Source organism: Streptomyces sparsogenes subsp. cuspidosporus (assembly GCF_039532705.1).
GTDB lineage: Bacteria > Actinomycetota > Actinomycetes > Streptomycetales > Streptomycetaceae > Streptomyces > Streptomyces sparsogenes.
The window spans coordinates 19,931-39,261 of record NZ_BAAASD010000030.1 but is presented as its reverse complement, the minus strand read 5'-3'; the positions used below and the strand labels follow the sequence as shown (position 1 = coordinate 39,261).

Annotated in this window: 17 protein-coding genes; 3 read left to right on the top strand and 14 right to left on the bottom strand. The window is 74.2% G+C overall.

Annotated features, from left to right (window positions below):
• The first annotated feature begins 230 nt into the window (after positions 1–230).
• Positions 231–1,898, top strand: coding sequence for a protein kinase domain-containing protein (locus ABFY07_RS28745; RefSeq protein ID WP_346177288.1), 1,668 nt, complete (start codon positions 231–233; stop codon positions 1,896–1,898).
• Positions 1,899–1,983: 85 nt separating this feature from the next.
• Here the strand turns inward: ABFY07_RS28745 and ABFY07_RS28740 are convergent, their stop codons facing one another.
• From ABFY07_RS28740 to pdhA, 9 genes are all read right to left on the bottom strand, one after another.
• A complete protein-coding gene (locus ABFY07_RS28740; protein WP_346177287.1) occupies positions 1,984–2,868 on the bottom strand; it encodes an NAD-dependent epimerase/dehydratase family protein in 885 nt (294 codons plus the stop codon).
• Positions 2,869–3,107: 239 nt separating this feature from the next.
• On the bottom strand, positions 3,108–3,668 hold the full coding sequence (locus tag ABFY07_RS28735; protein ID WP_174589020.1) for a bacterial proteasome activator family protein: 561 nt from the start codon (positions 3,666–3,668) through the stop codon (positions 3,108–3,110).
• Positions 3,669–3,846: 178 nt separating this feature from the next.
• Entirely contained in the window at positions 3,847–4,386 is a 540-nt protein-coding gene (locus tag ABFY07_RS28730; RefSeq protein ID WP_346177286.1) for a hypothetical protein, read from the bottom strand.
• Positions 4,387–4,531: 145 nt separating this feature from the next.
• Complete coding sequence (locus ABFY07_RS28725) at positions 4,532–5,509, bottom strand: NAD(P)H-quinone oxidoreductase (protein WP_346177285.1); 978 nt, start codon at positions 5,507–5,509, stop codon at positions 4,532–4,534.
• Between the two features lie 10 nt (positions 5,510–5,519).
• Entirely contained in the window at positions 5,520–6,935 is a 1,416-nt protein-coding gene (locus tag ABFY07_RS28720; RefSeq protein WP_346177284.1) for a molybdopterin molybdotransferase MoeA, read from the bottom strand.
• Positions 6,932–7,762 carry an NTP transferase domain-containing protein gene (locus ABFY07_RS28715; protein ID WP_346177283.1) on the bottom strand — a complete coding sequence of 277 codons (831 nt, stop codon included), beginning with the start codon at positions 7,760–7,762 and terminating at the stop codon, positions 6,932–6,934. Before ABFY07_RS28715 ends, ABFY07_RS28720 begins: the two co-directional genes overlap by 4 nt.
• A gap of 124 nt (positions 7,763–7,886) precedes the next feature.
• Positions 7,887–9,422 carry a dihydrolipoamide acetyltransferase family protein gene (locus tag ABFY07_RS28710; protein WP_346177340.1) on the bottom strand — a complete coding sequence of 512 codons (1,536 nt, stop codon included), beginning with the start codon at positions 9,420–9,422 and terminating at the stop codon, positions 7,887–7,889.
• Positions 9,422–10,453 carry an alpha-ketoacid dehydrogenase subunit beta gene (locus tag ABFY07_RS28705; protein ID WP_346177282.1) on the bottom strand — a complete coding sequence of 344 codons (1,032 nt, stop codon included), beginning with the start codon at positions 10,451–10,453 and terminating at the stop codon, positions 9,422–9,424. Before ABFY07_RS28705 ends, ABFY07_RS28710 begins: the two co-directional genes overlap by 1 nt.
• Positions 10,450–11,580: a pyruvate dehydrogenase (acetyl-transferring) E1 component subunit alpha gene (gene pdhA, locus ABFY07_RS28700; RefSeq protein WP_065962101.1), complete on the bottom strand. Its 1,131-nt coding sequence runs from the start codon at positions 11,578–11,580 to the stop codon at positions 10,450–10,452. The genes ABFY07_RS28705 and pdhA overlap by 4 nt, the downstream gene beginning before the upstream one ends.
• Positions 11,581–11,746: 166 nt before the next feature.
• Here pdhA and ABFY07_RS28695 point away from each other — a divergent pair, with 166 nt between their 5' ends.
• Positions 11,747–12,235, top strand: a complete 489-nt coding sequence (locus ABFY07_RS28695; protein WP_065962099.1) for an Lrp/AsnC family transcriptional regulator — start codon at positions 11,747–11,749, stop codon at positions 12,233–12,235.
• Between the two features lie 162 nt (positions 12,236–12,397).
• On the opposite strand, the gene ABFY07_RS28690 is transcribed toward ABFY07_RS28695, so the two are convergent.
• Entirely contained in the window at positions 12,398–12,985 is a 588-nt protein-coding gene (locus ABFY07_RS28690; RefSeq protein ID WP_065962098.1) for a TetR/AcrR family transcriptional regulator, read from the bottom strand.
• 2 nt (positions 12,986–12,987) lie between these two features.
• Entirely contained in the window at positions 12,988–14,523 is a 1,536-nt protein-coding gene (locus ABFY07_RS28685) for a 3-hydroxyacyl-CoA dehydrogenase (protein WP_346177281.1), read from the bottom strand.
• Positions 14,524–14,657: 134 nt separating this feature from the next.
• Here ABFY07_RS28685 and paaN point away from each other — a divergent pair, with 134 nt between their 5' ends.
• Positions 14,658–16,379: a phenylacetic acid degradation protein PaaN gene (paaN, locus tag ABFY07_RS28680; RefSeq protein ID WP_346177280.1), complete on the top strand. Its 1,722-nt coding sequence runs from the start codon at positions 14,658–14,660 to the stop codon at positions 16,377–16,379.
• Between the two features lie 24 nt (positions 16,380–16,403).
• On the opposite strand, the gene ABFY07_RS28675 is transcribed toward paaN, so the two are convergent.
• From ABFY07_RS28675 to ABFY07_RS28665, 3 genes are read right to left on the bottom strand one after another with little or no spacing between them, the layout of a single operon-like run.
• Positions 16,404–17,177 (bottom strand): TrmH family RNA methyltransferase, encoded by a 774-nt coding sequence (locus tag ABFY07_RS28675; protein WP_346177279.1) that lies wholly within the window; start codon positions 17,175–17,177, stop codon positions 16,404–16,406.
• Positions 17,178–17,186: 9 nt separating this feature from the next.
• Positions 17,187–18,494 carry an HTTM domain-containing protein gene (locus ABFY07_RS28670; protein WP_346177278.1) on the bottom strand — a complete coding sequence of 436 codons (1,308 nt, stop codon included), beginning with the start codon at positions 18,492–18,494 and terminating at the stop codon, positions 17,187–17,189.
• Positions 18,491–19,171: a DUF5819 family protein gene (locus ABFY07_RS28665; protein ID WP_065962088.1), complete on the bottom strand. Its 681-nt coding sequence runs from the start codon at positions 19,169–19,171 to the stop codon at positions 18,491–18,493. Before ABFY07_RS28665 ends, ABFY07_RS28670 begins: the two co-directional genes overlap by 4 nt.
• Between the last annotated feature and the right edge of the window lie 160 nt (positions 19,172–19,331).

Genomic DNA, 19,331 nt, shown 5'->3' with positions numbered 1-19,331 from the left:
TACAGGGTTCGTGCCGCGCACCGGTTCGCGATGGACCGGCCATCCAACCTGTTGTAGGTGAGGCCGTGCACATCACGTGACGGGTTCTTGCGCATCCGGTCACGGAACGGGCACGCCGCTTGACGTGTCCGTGGCCTGGGGCAGACTGGGCCAGGATATCGAGTACAAAAAGATCAATGGGTCTGAACGTGCACGTCAGGATAGTGAGTGCGCCGAGGGGGAAGTAAGAAATGAGCCAGCAGGGCGCACCGGGCCGGTACGAGGGGAAGTCGCTCGCGGGCGGCCGGTACCAACTGCGGGACCTGCTCGGCGAGGGCGGTATGGCCTCCGTCCACCTGGCGTACGACAGCGTCCTGGACCGTCAGGTCGCGATCAAGACCCTGCACACCGAACTGGGCCGTGAGCAGTCCTTTCGCGAGCGCTTCCGCCGCGAGGCCCAGTCGGTCGCCAAGCTGACCCACACCAACATCGTCTCGGTCTTCGACACCGGCGAGGACACGATCGACGGCGCGGTGATGCCGTACATCGTCATGGAATACGTCGAGGGCCAGCCGCTGCGCGCCGTCCTCGACGCCGATGTCCGGCAGTACGGCGCGATGCCCACGGAAAAGGCGCTGAAAATCACAGCCGACGTGCTGGCCGCGCTGGAAATCAGCCACGAGATGGGGCTGGTCCACCGCGACATCAAGCCCGGTAACGTGATGATGACCAAGCGTAATGTGGTCAAAGTCATGGACTTCGGCATCGCCCGCGCCATGCAGTCGGGCGTCACCTCCATGACCCAGACCGGCATGGTCGTCGGCACCCCGCAGTACCTCTCCCCCGAGCAGGCCCTCGGCCGCGGCGTGGACGCCCGCAGCGACCTGTACTCCGTCGGCATCATGCTCTTCGAACTGCTGACGGGCCGGCTGCCGTTCGACGCGGACTCGCCGCTCGCCATCGCGTACGCGCACGTCCAGGAGGAGCCGGTCGCTCCCTCCACGATCAACCAGTCCATTCCCCCCGCGGTGGACGCGCTGGTCGCCCGCGCGCTGAAGAAGAACCCGAACGAGCGGTTCCCCACCGCCGAGGCCATGCGCGACGAGTGCGACCGCGTCTCGCGCACCGGTCAGACCGGCGCCTCGCCGATCATCATCAGCGGCGGCCCGCCCGCCCGCCCCAGCGGCTCCGGCGTGGGCTCGGCCGTCTTCCCGCCGGTCAGCCAGCAGACCCCCGGCCCGGGCATCGGCGGCGTCCAGACCCCGTACCAGCCGCAGTCCTCGGGCGGGTTCGGCGGCTTCGGCCCCTCCACCCCGCCGCCGCCCGCCCAGCCGGTGGCCCAGCAGGGCTTCAACACCCCGGCCCCGACCCCCGCGCCGTACGCGCAGGGCGGCGCCCACACCCCGCCGCCGTACACCGTCTCGCCCGCCCCGGCCCCGGCCTCGGGCGGCGGCCAGGGCGGCGACAACGGCAACAAGCGCGTGATCATCGGCTCGGCGGTCGTCGCGGCGATCGCGGTCGTCGCCGTCGTCCTGGTGATCGCCCTCAGCGGTGGCGACTCCAAGGACGAGCAGGCGGCCGACGACACCAAGGAGAGCAAGACCACGTCGGCGCCCGCGACCCCGTCCGGGTTCCGCATGGGCGACAAGACCAAGGTCATCGACCCGGAGAAGTGCACCGACGCCACGGAGTCCTACAGCCAGAAGGGCGCGTACAACGTGCCCGACTTCCAGAACCTCTACATCGACTCCGTGAAGAAGTGCATCCGGGCCGCCGGGTGGAAGTACCGCGTGACCACCGAGGACGAGAACCTCTGGGGCAAGGGCACCGTCCTCAACTACACGTACCGCAACTACGAGCCGTACGACCCGAAGACCGACACCATCGAGCTGACGGTCTCCACGGGGATGCCGGGCTGAGCGAGGCGGTCTTCCCCGACTCCCGACTTTCGTAAAGCAGGGCCCGGCGGCTGCCGGGCCCTGCCGCGTCACTGGGGCACCTTCGTCACAGCGTCCTGAAACCCGTCCGCCAGGTCGGGTGGAGCGGCCGCCAGCCGAGCCGGCGGCGGGCGAGGGTGTTGTCGGCCCCCCGCTCCCAGCCCTCCCGGCCGCCGCTCGCGGCGGGGGCGGGCGCCGGCGCGCCCATCGCCGCCGCGAACTCCGGCAGCCAGGCGCGGGCCGGCGCCGGTTCGTCGTCGACGATGTTGACCGTGCCGCTCGGCCACTCCAGAGCGGCCACCGCGGCCCGGGCGGCGTCCTCGACGTGGACGAACGAGCTCACCGCGTCCCCCGCCACCACCGGGCCGAGCAGCGCCGCCACCGGATCGCCCGCCGTCTGCTCGCCGCGCAGCGCGGCCTCGACCGGCCCGCCCCGCGCGTACCAGGTCCCGGGGCCGTAGAAGGTCCCGTAGCGCAGCACCACATGCGTCTCGATCTCGGCGGCCGCCTCCTCCAGCGCCCGCAGGCTGCCGACCAGCCCGGCCCGCTCCGCCGCCCCGTCCAGCGGGGTGGACTCGTCGGCCGGGGTGTCGCCGGGCCCGTAGGCCCAGGAGATGGACTGGGCGACGATGCGCGAGACCCCGGCGCGCTTGGCGGCGTCCACCAGATGGCGGGTGCCCTCCCTGCGGATCCGCCCGTTCTCGGCGCGGTCGCCGTTCGTCAGCGCGGTCAGCTGGTGGATGACCGCCTCGGGGGCGGCGTCCGCGACCGCCCGGTGCACGCTGTCGGCGTCGAAGACGTCGACGCGCACGGCCGACGCCCCCTGCGCGCGCAGCCGCTCCGCCCCCTCCCGGGTGCGCGTGCCGCCGGTGACCTCGTGTCCCGCCGCGACGAGCAGCGGGACGAGACGGCGGCCGACGGCGCCCGTGGCTCCCGCGACGAAGATGCGCATGATGGCTGACCTCTTCCTTTCCGTTCCGGTCCCGGGTGACTGCCCGGGACCCTCAGGCCAGGCTAGAAAGCGACCGGATCACTGTCAGGGGACAATCCGGGGGCGAGAGGATGGGCCACTCGTGGGGCACATGGGGCAGGGCAAGAGGGCGGCGGGCCGTCCCCGCGGGACTCGTCGATTTCCCGAGTCCGGGGGACGGCCCGCCGGGGCCGAACGGATGGATGGGACGGCTCAGGGGCTCAGAGGTACGGGCCGGACCGGGCGCCGCCGTGCTTCGGCCCGCCCTCCCCGTCCTCGCCGCCGAGGCCCGGCGGCAGGGCCCTGCGCATCTGCTCGAGCTGCGCGCGGGCCGCCATCTGCTGGGCGAACAGCGTCGTCTGAATGCCGTGGAACAAGCCTTCGAGCCAGCCGACCAGCTGCGCCTGGGCGATCCGCAGCTCCGCCTCGGTCGGGACCGCCTCGTCGGTGAAGGGGAGGGAGAGACGCTCGAGCTCGCCGATCAGCTCGGGCGCGAGACCGTCCTCCAGCTCCTTCACCGAGCTGGAGTGGATCTCTTTGAGCCGGACCCGGCTGGCCTCGTCGAGAGGCGCCGCGCGGACTTCCTCCAGAAGCTGCTTGATCATGCTGCCGATGCGCATGACCTTGGCCGGCTGTTCGACCATGTCCGTCACGGGAACCTCGCGAGACTCGTCGTCACCGCCGCCGTCACCGGCGGTGGCGCTGCCGAGGGCCATGCCGTCCGGACCGACGACCAGGACGTGCGGGCTCTCCTGCGATCGTTCGTTCATCGGCTGGTTCATGCCCCCCATTCTTCCGCACAAGCGCCCGTACGGAGGGGCAGGGTGGCCAGAGCACCCGACCCGCCGCCCGGCCGCTGCCGCCGCCCGGCAGCCGCGAGCCGTCAACGGCGACCCAGCCGCGGTCGCTTGCAACGCACCCGCGGCCGCGGGCCCGCAACGCTCACATAGCCGCAGGCCCTCAGCGGCGGCGCAGCCGCAGGCCGAAGAACGCCAGCCCGAGGCCGAGCCCCATCAGGGCCAGACCGGTGCCCAGCGGCAGCACGCGCAGCGCCCGCCCGCCGGGCGCCGCCTCGGTCCTCGCGGCGTCCAGCGCGTCGTCGTCGTACGCGTCGCCGGTGTCCCGGGAGCGCTGCGCGGACGGCGTCTCGCCGGGCGTCCGCGCCGACGGGCGGTCGGGCCGCTGCGGCTGGGCGCTGCCGCCCGGCGGGCGGTCGGCCTCGGGAAGCCGCTGGTCCCGCTCGCGCCGCTCCTCCTGCCGCTCCTCCTGCCGCTCCCCCGGGTCCTCGTCGCCCGGCCGCGACGGCGCGGGCGGGAGGGACCCCGGAGGCGGTGCGACCTCCGGCTCCTCGGTGCGACCGGGGTGGGGCCGGCCCTCCCCGGCGCGGGTCCCCGCCAGATCGTCGTCGTCGGCGCGCGCCACCGGCGCGGCCAGCAGCGCCACACCGGTCAGCGTCAGCACCGCCGGCAGCGTGCGCAGCGTACGAAGAGCGGGTCTCACGGTCGTCACCCTCCCGTGCCGAGCCGTCGCGTGACGGATTCAGCGTCACACGACGGCATGGGCACGGCACCCGGGACCGCCCGAGGCTTGCGCCATCCGGCCTCAGGCATCCACCCGAGCCACCCGGCCGTCCGGCCGTCCGGCCTCAGACCGTCAGCAGCACCTTGCCGACGTGTCCGCTCTCCTCGAGCAGGCGGTGCGCCTCGGCGGCCTGGGACATCGGAACCGTACGGTCCACGATGGGACGCACCCGGCCGCTCTCGACGAGGGGCCAGACGTGCTCGCGCACCGCCGCGACGATCGACGCCTTCTCCGCGAGGGGGCGGGAGCGCAGGCTGGTGGCCATCACGGCGCCGCGCTTGGCCAGCAGCGCGCCGAGGTTCAGCTCGGCCTTCGCCCCGCCCTGCAGGCCGATGATCGCCAGCCGTCCGTTGGTGGCGAGCGCCGACACGTTCCTGGCGAGGTACTTCGCGCCGACGATGTCCAGGATCACATCCGCTCCCGCGCCGTCGGTGGCCCGGCGGACCTCCTCGACGAAGTCCTGCTCGTGGTAGTCGATCAGGGTGTCGGCGCCCAGCTCGCGGCAGGCCGCCAGCTTCTCCGCGCTGCCCGCCGTGACCGCGACCCGCGCGCCGACCGCCTTCGCAAGCTGGATCGCCATCGTGCCGATGCCGCTTGAGCCGCCGTGCGCCAGCAGGGTCTCGCCCGGCCGGAGGTGGGCGATCATGAAGACGTTCGACCACACGGTCGCGGTCACCTCGGGGAGGGCGGCCGCGGTGACCAGGTCGACGCCGGACGGCACGGGCAGCAGCTGCCCCGCGGGCACCACCACCTTCTCGGCGTATCCGCCGCCCGCGAGCAGCGCGCACACCTCGTCGCCCACCGTCCAGCCGCTGACGCCGGGGCCCAGCGCCGCGATGCGGCCCGAGCACTCCAGGCCGGGGTAGTCGGAAGCGCCCGGAGGCGGGGGGTAGTGGCCCTGGCGCTGCAGCAGATCGGCACGGTTCACGCCGCCGGCCACGACCTCGACCAGGACCTCGCCCTCGCCGGGGACGGGATCGGGGACCTCCGCCCACACGAGGGCGTCGGGGCCGCCGGGTTCGGGGATGGTGATCGCATACATGGCGGCGAGGCTACTCCTGGGGTCCGGGCCAGGCCGTGGACCACGGCAGATCCAGCATCTCCACCTCGGTCCCCCGCTCCGCGCCGCCGGGCGGGATGACGGCCAGGCCGTCCGCGACGGCGACGCCGCGCAGCATGGCCGGGCCGTTGAAGCGCAGCGGAAACGCCTCGTCCTCCCGGAAGACCACCGGGACCAGGCGGGTGTCGCGCGGATGGCCGTGGACGGCGGCGGCCAGCGGGGCCGGGCAGGGCGCGGGCGCCGGCCGGCCCGTCAGCGTACGCAGCAGCGGCTCGGCGAGGGTCAGCAGGCCGGAGACTGCGGCCAGCGGATTGCCCGGCAGGCCCACCAGGTGCTTGTGGGGGGCCAGTCGGGCCAGCAGCATCGGGTGGCCGGGGCGCACCGCCACCCCGTCGACCAGCAGCTCGGCGTCCAGCCGGCGCAGCGTGGGATGGACGTGGTCCACCGGGCCGGCCGCCGTGCCGCCGGTGGTCAGGACGACATCGGCGGGGGACTCGGCCACGGCCGCGTACAGCGCCTCGGCGTCGTCGGCCAGGCGGCGGGTCGCCAGCGGCTCGGCGCCGAGCGCCCGCAGCCAGGGGGCGAGCATCGGGCCGAGCGCGTCGCGGATGCGGCCGTCGTGGGGAAGCCCCTGCCGCAGCAGCTCGTCGCCGAGGACCAGGATCTCGACGCGCGGCCGCGCCATGGTCGGCAGCTCGTCGTACCCGGCGGCGGCGGCCAGACCCAGTATCACGGGGGTGATCACGGCGCCCGCCGGGAGCAGCAGATCGCCGCTGCGGCACTCCTGGCCGCGGGGCCGGATGTCCTGGCCGGGGCTGACCGGATGGGCGGGGGCGGCGTACAGCCAGCCGCCGGTGGCCGCGCCGTGCTCGGTGCGCAGCACGGCGGTGGCGCCGGGCGGGACGCGGGCGCCGGTGGCGATGCGGATCGCGTGGCCGTCGGGAAGCGGGTCGGCCTCGGCGTGGCCGGCCAGCACGGACTGGTCGGCGGCTGGGAGCCGCCAGGGGCCGGGGCCGGCGAGGGCCCAGCCGTCCATGGCGGAGGTGTCGAAGGACGGCAGGTCGGTGAGGGCGGTGAGGGGGGCGGCCAGCACATGACCGAGGGCCTCGGGGAGCGGCCGTGCGACGGGGGTTCCGTCGAGGGTGGTGGGCGACGGGCGGGATGTGCGGGGGGCGCGGGCCGCGATCGCGCGGGCGTCGGGCCAGGGGGTGGCGGGGCGGTGGCGGTGGGGCCCGCGCGGGCCGGGGGCACCGGAGGCACCGGAGGACCGCCCAGGCCGCTGGGCCGGATCCTGCGACGCGGAATCCTGGGCCGTCCGGCCCTGCGATGCCGGGTCCTTGGCCAGCGCCAGCGCCTCGTCGAACTCGCGGTCCAGCGCGTCGCCCCCGCGAGGGTCCCGGTTCGTCATCCCGCCGACTCGGCCTCTTCGGCCCACCGGGCCGCCAGCGCCGCCGCCTTGCCCGTCGCGGCGGCCAGCGCCTCGGGACCGCCTCCCTGCTGGGCGGCGGCGTAGCCCACGAGGAAGGTGGTCAGCGGCGCGGCGGGCCTGGCGACGCCGTGCGCGGCGTCCCGGGCGAGGTCGAGGAGGGCGGCGGTGTCGACATCGAGGTCGATGCCCAGCTCCGCCTTGACTGCGGCGATCCATTCGTCCAGCACGTGTCCATGCTCCCTGATCCGTGCGCGTGCGGTGGTGATGTCCTCCCAGGTGTCGCAGTCGAAGGAGGCGGTGGGGTGGTGCAGGCGGCCGAGCTTCAGCTCGGCGGTGAGCAGCCGCAGGGGCAGCCCGGCCAGGCCGCCGTGCTCGGCCGCGAGCAGGGCGAGCTCCCGGCGCAGCGGCTCGGCCCGGTACGCCGCGACCAGGGGCTGCTCCCGGCCGTCGGAGTCGGTCAGCAGCACCCCTTCGGCTTCCCGGAGTCCCTGGACGAGCGCCCCCACGGTCCGGTCCGTGAGGAACGGCAGATCCGCGGAGAGCACCAGGACGACGGGCGCCGTGGTGTGGCGCACCCCGGCGTCGACGGCCGCGACCGGTCCGCCGCCCGGGGGCTCCTCGCGGGTCCAGCGCACCGCACGGGCGGTCGGTCTGCGCGGGCCTACGACGACGGTCCGCTCGGCGCCCCGGCAGGCGCCGAGCACCCGGTCCAGCAGCGGCCGGGCGCCCACCCGCAGCGCCGGCTTGTCGGCGCCGCCCAGCCGCCGGGCGGCGCCACCGGCCAGGATCACAGCGTCATACGTCATCACCTGATGAGTATGGCCCCGTGACCGCCGGGCGCGGTGGGCGCGGTGGGCGCGGTGGGCGCGGTGGGCGCGTACGACCTCCGGGTAAGGATTCCGCCGCGGCGGCCCACCGACCCACCGCGGCCTACAACGACCGCAGCAGGACCGCCGGGTGCTCCACGCAGTCGGCCACATAACGCAGGAAGCCGCCCGCGGTGCCGCCGTCGCAGACCCGGTGGTCGAAGGTGAGCGAGAGCTGCACCACCCGCCGTATGGCCAGTTGGTCCTGGTGCACCCACGGTTTGGCCGCTATCCGGCCGACGCCGAGCATCGCGGCCTCGGGGTGGTTGATGATCGGCGTCGAGCCGTCCACCCCGAAGACGCCGTAGTTGTTGAGCGTGAAGGTGCCCCCGGTCAGCTCGGCGGGGGTGAGGGCGCCGGAGCGGGCGGCCTCGGTCAGGCGGGTCATCTCGGCGGACAGCCCGGCCGTGTCCCGGGCGTGCGCGTCGCGCACCACGGGGACCACCAGGCCGCGGTCGGTCTGGGCGGCGAAGCCGAGGTGGATGTCGGAGCAGCGGGTGATCTCGCCCTCGCTGACGGTGGCGTTCAGCTCCGGGTGGCGCGCGAGGGCCGCCGTGCAGATACGGGCCAGGATCGCGAGCAGGGAGATCTTGGGCCCGGCCGTGTTCATGGCCGCCCGGGCGGCCAGCAGCTCGGTGGCGTCGGCGTCCACCCAGCAGGTCGCGTCGGGGATCTCGCGCCTGCTGCGGGCCAGCTTCTCGGCGCCGCGCACCCCGCGCACCACCACGCGCTGCCCGTCGGCCGGCCGCGCGTCCACACGCCCGGCACCAGCGGCGCCCCGCGAGGGCCGCGCAGGCTCTACGGCCTGTGCGGCCCGCGCGGCCCGCGCGGCCTCTTCGACGTCCGCGCGCAGGATCAGCCCGTCGGGCCCGGAGCCCCGCAGCTCGCGCAGGTCCAGCCCGTGCTCGCGGGCCAGCCTCCGGACGAGCGGCGAGATCACGGCGACCGGGCCGGCCGCGGACGCCGTCGCGGGGAGCACGGGGCGCGTGCCGGTCAGGCTGCGCCCGGCCACCGCGTTGTTCGCATCGTTCGCGTCGTTCGAGCTGCTCCCGGCGACCGGACCGCTGGCTGTGACCGGAGCGCTCGCGGTGACCGGGCCTCGCGCCGACGTCGGCGCGCCCCCGGCCGAGCCCCCGGCAATGCCGTCGGCAAGACCCTGCCCCGAGCCGGAGGCCGGGGTCGGCGGCACCGGCCGCACCCGGCGGCGCCGGGCGGCCGGGGCCGAGGTGCCGTAACCGACCAGCACATTGCCGGACCCGCCGTCCACCGCGGCGGACCCGCCCCCGGCAGCGGGAGACCCGCCCCCGGCTGCCGAGGCCCCGTCCCCGTCGACAAGCGGGGCCGCGCCCTCCGCGGCCGGGACGGCGACCGTCAGCAGCGGCGCCCCGACCGGCAGTTCGGTGCCCTCCTCACCGAAGCGCGCGGTCACCACCCCGCCGTACGGGCAGGGCACGTCCACCATCGCCTTGGCCGTCTCGACCTCCACGACCGGCTGGTCGACCGCGACGACGTCGCCGACCTCCACCAGCCAGCGCACGATCTCCGCCCCGGTCAGCCCCTCGCCCAGGTCGGGCAGGGTGAACTCGCGCACCTCGGCCATCACACCGCCCTCCCCTCGGTCCACTCCGACTCCCACTGCAGCCGGGCCACCGCGTCCAGCACCCGGTCCACTCCGGGCAGGTGGTGGCGCTCCAGCATGGGCGGCGGGTAGGGGATGTCGAATCCGGCGACGCGCAGCACCGGCGCCTCCAGGTGGTGGAAGCAGCGCTCGGTGATCCGGGCGGCGATCTCCCCGCCGGGGCCGCCGAAGCCCGTCGACTCGTGGACGATCACGGCTCGCCCGGTCCGGCGGACGGAGGCGCAGACCGTCTCGTCGTCGAAGGGCACCAGCGACCGCAGGTCGATGACCTCCAGGTCCCAGCCCTCGGCCGTGGCCGCCTCGGCGGCCTCCAGACAGACGGGCACCGAGGGCCCGTACGAGATCAGGGTGGCGGACCGCCCGCCGGTGGCCGGGCGCCGCACCACGGCGCGGCCGATGGGGGCGACCTCCTCGGGGTGGTCGGGGGACCATTCGGCCTTCGACCAGTAGAGCCGCTTGGGTTCGAGGAAGACGACGGGGTCGTCGGAGGCGATGGCGGCGCGCAGCAGCCCGTACGCGTCGGCGACGGTGGCCGGGGCGACCACATGGAGGCCGGGCGTCGCCATGTAGTAGGCCTCGGAGGAGTCGCTGTGGTGCTCCACCCCGCCGATGCCGCCGCCGTAGGGCACCCGCACGGTGATGGGCATCGGCAGGGCGCCGCGGGTGCGGTTGCGCATCCGGGAGACATGGCTGACGAGCTGCTCGAAGGACGGGTAGGCGAACGCGTCGAACTGCATCTCGACGACGGGCCGCAGCCCGTACATGGCCATGCCGACGGCGGTGCCGAGGATGCCCGCCTCCGCGAGCGGCGTGTCCGTACAGCGGGCGTCGCCGAACTCCTTGGCGAGTCCGTCGGTGATCCTGAAGACGCCGCCCAGGGTTCCCACGTCCTCGCCGAGGACGTGCACGGCCGGGTCGGCGGCCATCGCGTCGCGCAACGCGCGGCCCAGGGCCTGGGCCATGGTGGCGGGCTTGACCGCGGTCGTCGTCATCGCTCGCCCTCCTCCGCGGCGAGCTCCGCGCGCAGGAAGTCCGCCTGCTCGCGCAGCTGGCCGGTCCGCTCGGCGTAGACCTGCGCGAAGAGGTCCATCGGGTCCAGGGCCGGGTCCTGGTGCATCCGCTCGCGCAGATCGGCGGCCAGCCGCTCGGCGGCCTCCCGCGCGGTCCGCACGACCTGGTCGTCGAGCAGGCCGCGGTCGCGCATCGCCTCCTCCAGCAGGGTGATGGGGTCGTGCGCGCGCCAGGCCTCCACCTCGGCGTCCGAGCGGTAGCGGCCGGCGTCGTCGGCGTTGGTGTGGGCGTCGACGCGGTAGGTGACGGCTTCGACGAGGGTGGGGCCGCCGCCCCCGCGGGCCCGGCGGACGGCCTCGCCCAGAACCTGGTGCACGGCCGCGGCGTCATTGCCGTCGACCAGCCGGCCGGGCATGCCGTAGCCGACCGCCTTGTGGGCGAGGGAGGGGGCGGCGGTCTGCTTGGCGAGCGGGACGGAGATCGCGAAGCCGTTGTTCTGGATGAGGAAGACGACGGGGGCCCGCCAGACCGCCGCGAAGTTGAGCGCCTCGTGGAAGTCGCCCTCGCTGGTGCCGCCGTCGCCGACCAGGGCGAGCGCCACCACGTCGTCGCCCTTGAGGCGGGCGGCGTGCGCCAGGCCGACCGCATGCGGCAGCTGGGTGGCCAGGGGGGTGCACAGCGGGGCCACCCGGTGCTCGCGCGGGTCGTAGCCGGAGTGCCAGTCGCCGCGCAGCAGGGTGAGGGCCTCCACCGGGTCGATCCCGCGGACGACGGCGGCCAGGGTGTCGCGGTAGCTGGGGAAGAGCCAGTCCTGCTCGCGCAGGACCAGCCCGGCGGCGACCTGGCAGGCCTCCTGGCCGGTGGACGAGGGGTAGACGGCGAGCCTGCCCTGCCGGGTCAGGGCGGTGGCCTGCGCGTTGTACCGGCGGCCGCGGACCAGCTCGCCGTAGAGCCGGGTCAGCAGGGCGGGGTCGATGTCGGCCGCGGCGTCGGTGCCCAGCAGGCGGTACGGCTCCGCGTCGGGCAGCAGCGGCGCGGCGTCGACGCGGGGCTGCCAGGCGGGCGGGGGAGTGGGCCGATAGGCACCGGGCTGCTCAAGGACCGTCATGGCACGACCTCCTGCGGGCAGAGAGCTGGTGGGGCGGGCGCACCCCTCCCTACCGATTGTTCGGTCGTTGACGCATTTTGGCTACAGGCGCCCTCAGCCTGTGGACAAACGGTTCAGCAGAGCATGGGATGTCGCCAGGACGTCCATGAAGGGGAGGCGGGGCGGTATGCGGGGCGAACAGATGGCCAATCCGGGCGACAGGCCCCCCGCGCGGCCCCTGGACCCGATAGACCGGGACATCCTGCGCATGCTCCGGGCGGACGGACGCGCCTCGATACGCTCCGTGGCCGAGCGGGTGCACGTGTCGCGGGCCAATGCCTACGCCCGTATCAACCGGCTCATCGACGACGGGGTGATCCGCGGCTTCAGCGCCCGGGTGGACCAGGAGCGGGCCGGGCAGGGCGCGTCGGCGTACATCACCTTGAAGATCGTGCAGAACTCGTGGCGCACGGTCCGCGAGCAGCTCAGGCAGCTTCCGGGCGCCGCCCACATCGCCCTGGTCAGCGGGGACTTCGACGTGCTGCTGCTGGTCCACACCGAGGACAACCGCTCCCTGCGCGAGCTGGTCCTCACCCGCATCCAGGCCATACCGGAGGTGCTGAGCACCCGGACGCTGCTGGTCTTCGAGGAGACCGACCTCGACTCGGAGCTGTGAAGGGACCCCGCACCGGGAGGAAACCCGAGCCGGGAGGGACCCCGAGCCGTAAAGGGGCTCGGGCCGTAAAGGGGTCCCGGGCCGTAAAGGGGTCCCGGGCCGTGGAGGGGTCCCGGGCCGTGGAGGGGTCCCGGGCCGTGGAGGGGTCCCGAGCCGTGAATGTCAGGTGCGCAGGCCCGCGAAGGCCGTGCGGACCACGGCGTCGGCCACCTCGTCCGAGGTCGCGGCCCCGCCCCGGCCCGGCCGGTACCACTCCACGATCGAGTTGATCATCCCGAAGAGCAGCCGGGTCGCCAGCCGGGCGTCCACGTCCGGCCGCAGGTCCCCGTCCGCCACGGCCTGCTTGAGCAACTCGGCGACCTCGTGGTCGAACTCCCGCCGCCGGGCCATGGCCCATCGCTCGGTGTCCGTGTTCCCCCGCACGCGCAGCAGCAAGGTGACATACGGCAGCTCCGCCATCAGCACCTCGGCGGTGCGCCGGACCACGTGCTCCAGCCGCTCGACCGCCCGCCCCTGCCGCGCGGCCGGCTCGCGGAGGATGCCGAACAGCCCGTCCAGGGCGCGGCTTATGGCCAGCCGCAGTAGCTCTTCCTTGCCCTTGACGTGGTGGTAGATCGAGGACTTGGAGATCCCGGCGGCGCGCGAGAGGTGCTCCATGGAGGTGCCGTCATAACCGCGCTCGTTGAACACCTCGACGGCAACCGCGAGCAGCGATTCGGGCGTATAGGTGTCGCGCTTGGCCATGGTCATGATTAGAGCAGCTTTTCTTCGGCGGCCGCACGCCGCATCAGCGGCTGCGAGGGGGCGTAGCGGCCGGTGGGATAGGCCTGGTGGAGACCGAGGAGGACATCGCGCACCCAGCGGGCGCCGAGGTCGTCCGCCCAGCGCAGGGGGCCGCGCGGGTAGTTGACGCCCAGCCGCATCGCGGTGTCGATGTCCTGCGGGCTCGCCACCCGGCGGGCGGCGGCATCCATGGCGAAGTCGGCGAGCATCGCGACCGTGCGGGCCACGATCATGCCGGGCACGTCCTGGATGACGCTGACCTTCTTCCCGAGCGCCTGGAAGAGCCCGATCGCGGAGGCCAGGGCCTCGGGGGAGACGCCGTCGGCCGGGGCGAGGGCGATCCGGGTGGCGGTGCGGTAGTCAAGCGCGAGGTCGAACCGGATACCGGGGGCCGGGGAGCCGGTGGTGGCCGGCGAGCCGTCGGTGAGGGTCAGGCGGGTGCCGTCGGGCAGGGCGATGCAGCCCCCGGGCGGGGCGTCGGCGGCCGGATCCTCCCGGGTGACCGTGATGCCCGCCTCCTCGATCAGCCGCGGCAGCTCCCCCGCCGGGCCCGGCCGCGCGTGGACCGCGACCTTCCCGGGGGGCGGGCAGGGCTCGGCGGTGTGCGGCTCCGGGCGCGCCGCGCCCTCGGCGTAGTCGTACCAGCCGCGGCCCGACTTGCGGCCGTGCAGGCCGGCGTCGACGAGCCGCCGCTGGGCGAGGGAGGGGGTGAACTTCGGGTCGTGGTACATCGCCTCCCACACGGACCGGGTGACGGCCTCGTTGACGTCCTGGCCGATCAGGTCGGTCAGTTCGAAGGGGCCCATCGCGAATCCGCCGCACTCGCGCAGCACGGCGTCGATGGTGGCCGGGTCGGCGGCGCCTTCCTCGTGGACGCGGAGGGCCTCGGCGTAGAAGGGGCGGGCGATCCGGTTGACGATGAATCCGGGGGTGTCGGCGCAGCGCACGGGGGTCTTCCCCCAGGCCGCGACGGTGGCGTACGCCCGGTCGGCGGCGGCCTCCTCGGTGGCGAAGCCGCGGACCACCTCGACCAGCGGCAGCAGCGGCGCGGGGTTGAAGAAGTGCAGGCCCAGCAGGCGGCCGGGGCGCCGCAGGGCGCCGGCGACGGCGGTGACGGACAGGGAGGAGGTGTTGGTGGCGAGCAGACAGCTGTCGGAGACGACCGATTCGAGGGCGGTGAAGAGCTGCTGCTTGGCCCCCAGGTCCTCCAGGATGGCCTCGATCGCCAGCTCGGCGTCCGCCAGCCCGGCGAGCCCGGCGACCGGGGTGAGCCGGCCGAGGGCGGCGTCCCGGGCGGCGGGTTCGAGCCGGCCCTTGTCGACCAGCCTGTCCAGGCGCGCGGCGATGCCGTCGACGGCCTGCGCGGCGCGGCCGGGGGCTGCGTCATAGAGCCGTACGGGATGCCCGGCGACCAGCGCGACCTGCGCGATTCCCTGGCCCATGGTGCCGGTGCCGATCACGGCGACGGTGCCGGCGGGGTCGATCCCCCGGTCGATCGCGCTCATGCCGCTGATCCTCTCGGACGAAGTTATCCACAGGTGCGCCAGGCCCTCTTGTCCCGACCGATCGTTCGGTTACTCTAACTCTGTCGTCGTTCCCAGCTCAGCTCAATCCCAGCTCGACGAGGAGTTGGTCAGTCGTGACCGCCGGACTCACCACAGCGCAGTTGACCGAGCAGCACCGCCCCACCCTCGACCAGGCCCTGGAGGCCATCCGTACCCGCGCGTACTGGTCGCCGCACCCCGAGCATCCGAAGGCTTACGGAGAGCCCGACGCGAGCGGTCGGCCCACCCTGAGCCCGGCCGACGGCAAGGCGGCCTTCGACGCGCTCCGCGGCGAGCGCTTCGAGCTGGACCAGCCCGGCGCGGACGGCTGGACGGCCACCGAGACCTCGCCGTACGGCATCGAGCTCGGTGTGGAGTATCCGCACCCGGACATCGAGGTGCTGCTCCCGGCGATGCGCGCCGGGATGCCCGCCTGGCGGGACGCGGGCCCCGAGGCGCGCGCCATGGTCTGCCTGGAGATCCTGGCCCGGGTCAGCGCCCGGTCGCATGAGTTCGCCCATGCCGTCATGCACACCAGCGGCCAGGCGTATCTCATGGCGTTCCAGGCCGGCGGACCGCATGCGCAGGACCGCGGCCTGGAGGCGGTGGCCTATGCCTTCGCGGAGCAGACCCGCACCCCCGCCGATGCCGAGTGGACCAAGCCGCAGGGCAAGCGCGACCCGCTGCGGCTGCGCAAGACCTTCACGCCCGTGCCCCGCGGCATCGCCCTGGTCATCGGCTGCAACACCTTCCCGACGTGGAATGGCTACCCGGGCCTGTTCGCCTCCCTCGCCACGGGAAACGCCGTCCTGGTCAAGCCCCACCCGCGGGCCGTGCTGCCGCTGGCCATGACCGTCAAGGTGGCGCGCGAGGTGCTGCGCGAGGCCGGCTTCGACCCGAATCTGGTGGCGCTGGCCGCCGAGCGGCCGGACGAGGGCCTGGCCAAGGTCCTCGCCGTGCGCCCCGAGATCCGCGTCATCGACTACACGGGCTCCACCGCCTTCGGCGACTGGCTGGAGACCCACGCCCGCCAGGCCCAGGTCTTCACCGAGAAGGCGGGGGTCAACACGGTGGTGATCGACTCCACCGACGACTACAAGGGCATGCTGGACAATCTGGCCTTCTCCCTGTCGCTGTACTGCGGCCAGATGTGCACCACCCCGCAGAACCTGCTGATCCCCCGGGACGGCATCGACACGGACGCCGGCCCCAAGTCGTACGACGAGGTCGTCGCCGACCTGGCGGGCGCCGTCGAGCGTCTGCTGGGCGACGACGCGCGGGCGAGCGCCCTGCTCGGCGCGATCGTGAACCCCGGTGTCAAGGAGCGGCTGGAGGCCGCCCCCGGCCTCGGCGCGACCGCCCTGGCCTCCCGTTCGGTCACCCACCCCGAGTTCCCCGACGCCACGGTCCGCACCCCGGTGCTCGTCAAGGCCGACGGCGCCCGCAAGTTCTGGGAGGCGGCCGACGCGGAGGCGCCCTATCTCTCGGAGTGCTTCGGCCCGGTCTCCTTCGCCGTGGCCGTGGACTCCACCGCGGAGGCGGTCGACCTGCTGCGCCGCACCATCCGGGACAAGGGCGCGATGACCGTCGGGGCGTACACCACCTCCCCGGACGCGGAGCGGCTGATCGAGGACGCCTGCCTGGAGGAGTGCGCCCAGCTGTCGCTGAATCTGACCGGCGGGGTCTACGTCAACCAGACCGCGGCCTTCTCCGACTTCCACGGCACCGGGGGCAATCCCTCGGCCAGCGCCACCCTGTGCGACAGCGCGTTCGTGGCCTCCCGGTTCCGCATGGTGGAGGTCCGCCGCCCCGCGTAGCGCTTTGCCGGACGCGGCGCCCGCTCAGCCGCTCGCCGGCCCCTGGGCAGGCCCTCCCCAGTGGAACAGCGCCATGGCCACGCTGGTGGCCAGGTTGTAGCTGGAGACCCGGGGGCGCATGGGGAGGGCCACCAGCCTGGTGGCCCTCTTCCGCACCTCGGGCGAGATCCCGTGGCGCTCGGACCCGAAGGCGAGCAGCGCGTCATCGGGGATGACCAGGGACCGGATGTCCTCGCCCTCCGGGTCCAGGGCGTACAGCGGCCCCGCCGGAAGGTCGTCGCTCGCCAGCCGCTCCACAGCGGTGGCGTAGTGGAGCCCCGCGCCCGAGCGGACGGCGTTCGGGTGCCAGGGATCGATGTCGCCGGTGGTGACCACCCCCGTGGCCCCGAAGCCTGCGGAGAGCCGCACCACGGCCCCCACGTTCCCGAGGTTGCGCGGGTTGTCCAGCACCACGACCGGCGCCGGCCTGGCCGGCCCGGCCAGCTCCGCCAGGTTCCGCTGCCGCCCTCGCCTGTCCGCCAGCGCGGCCACCCGCGTCGGGTGGACCCTCGGCACAAGCTCCCGCAGCGTCTCCGCCGGCACCTCGAGGACCCGCTCCTCGATCACCTCGGTCAGGTCCTCGGCCAGTTCGGCGGCGAGGGCGAGGGCGGCGGCCTTGTCGCTGGTGACCGCGATCCGCACCCGCGCCCCGAAGCGAAGCGCGTGTTTCAGCGCGTGGAAGCCGTCCAGCAGCACGGCCTGGTCGGCGGCCTCTTCGCGCCACTGCCGCACGGCCACCGCGGCCTCGTCGTCACTCATGCCCACAGCCTACGGTCGGGCGGCGGCCCCCTCCCCCGCCCGCTGCCCCGGCAGCCGGGCCGAGCGGGTGGGAAGGCGGCCGCGGATCCGGGCGCGGATCCGGCCCGCCCGCCCGCCGACCCAGCGCAGGAAGTTGGTGGGCAGGAAGACTGCGTCCGCCGCGATCATGGCCAGGGAGAAGAAGGGGAGCCCCAGCAGGACCGCGATCCCGAGGTGCTCCAGCACCATCACCACGAGCATCACGTTCTTGACCCGCCGGTTCAGCAGCGTGAAGGGGAAGGCGACCTGCACGATGACCGTGCCGTAGGTGAGCACCATGACCAGCAGGCCGCTGCCGGCGAGCGCCTCCGCCAGGGCGGGCCAGGGGGAGAAGTACTCCAGGTGCAGCGGGTAGTAGAGCGCGGTGCCGTCCTGCCAGCGCGAGCCCTGGACCTTGTACCAGCCTGCCGAGGCGTACAGCAGACAGACCTCACCCATGATCACCACCAGCGCGCCGTTGTGCACGATGTTGGCGAGGACGTCCAGAAGGGCGCGCGGCTCGCCCGGGGCGTGGCGCCGCGCCAGCCACCAGGCGCCGTGGACCGCCCACAGCCCCCACAGGGCCGTGGCCCAGCCGACACCGGGGAGGGGCCCGTAGGCCGACCAGTCGAGCCGGGCCTCGGTGCCCAGCTGCGCCCAGAGCAGGGCCGACCCGGTCAGCGCCCACAGCACGATCCCGGTCGTGTCGCGCGTCGCCGGGGCGCCGGGACCGCGCCGCGCCGCGCGGCGGGCGTCCAGCGACCACACCTGTCCGCACCGGGTCAGCGTCAGGTACATCGCCATCAGGTGGATGACGTTGTCGCCGCCGTCCCCCACGAAGATGCTGCGGTTCTGAAGCGAGATCACACCGAGCATGAACAGCACGGACATGGTGCGGGTACGCCAGCCCAGCAGGAGCAGCGCGCTGGAGAGGAGGGCGAGACCGTAGACGGTCTCGAACCACAGGGCGCTGTCGGACCACATCAGCGCGCTGAAGGCGCCGTTGCCCTCGATGAGCTGGTGTGCCATCTGCCAGCTCCACGGGCCGTCGGGCCCGTACAGCCGCCGGCGGTGGGGCCATTCACGCAGCAGGAACAGCAGCCAGGTGAAGGAGAAGCCGATGCGCACCACGGCGGTCTGGTACGGCCCGAGCGCCGACCCGGTGACGCGGGCGTGGGCCCGGATGACGGCGGCCTCGACGCGGGCGGCCGCCTTGGAGCGGGGCGCGGCCGGCGGCCCGGTGGGGCGGGGCGGGTGCGGGGGCAGGGGCGGGTGCGGCGGGAGGGCGGGGATGGTCACCGGCGCTTCGCCTCCGGCAGGTCGTCCGCGGTGACCGTCCACCAGGGCAGGACCCGGCGCACGGGCCTGGTGTCGGTCTTCTCCTCGCTCCACGACGGCGCGGCGAGCTGCCGGGTGACCGAGCGCAGCTGTACGCGCTGCACCGTGCCGCCGTCCTGCCGCGGGCCCAGGCGGTCCATCACGAGCCGTCGCAGGTACTGCCCGGAGAGCTGTCCGCGCAGCCCGTTCGGCCGCTCCTGGGCGTCGTGCGAGAGGACGTAGAAGTCCCAGGCGCGGCGCAGCTGGTTCTGCTGGGTGTGGCTGGGCAGCGGGTTGTGCCTGATGGCCGCGCCGTCCTGGGCCGACAGGTCGCGCCATCCGGTGGTCGTGGTGCCGCCCTCGGGGGTGCGGATCTCGGCGCGCGCCTGCACGTCGATGTTCTGCTGGAGCGGGTTGGGGGCGAAGAGCTTCCAGTTCCGTTCGAATTCCGGATATATGTAGTCGTCTATCGCCGCGCCGTGCTGCTTGCTGACCGTGTTGGGCGGAGCGACGTTCAGGAAGGCCATCCCGAGGTGGATGGCCACGGCGGCCACGGTGACCGCGAGGCCCACCGCGACGACGAGCTGCGAGGGCAGCGAGAGCGGCCTGCCGGTCCCCTCCCCCCTCTCCCTCTGCCCGGTTCGCTCCGTCTCCGCCATCCCCGCCCCGATCCCGTGGTCCCAGGCCGCGCGCGCCGCGCTGCCGCGCGCTCTCCGCGCTTCTCTCGGCCCTTACGCCCCGGAACGGTACCGATGAGCGCGCGCGGGGCCCAGCGCCCCGGAGTTATCCACAGGCTTGACACCCCGCACACCCCCGGCA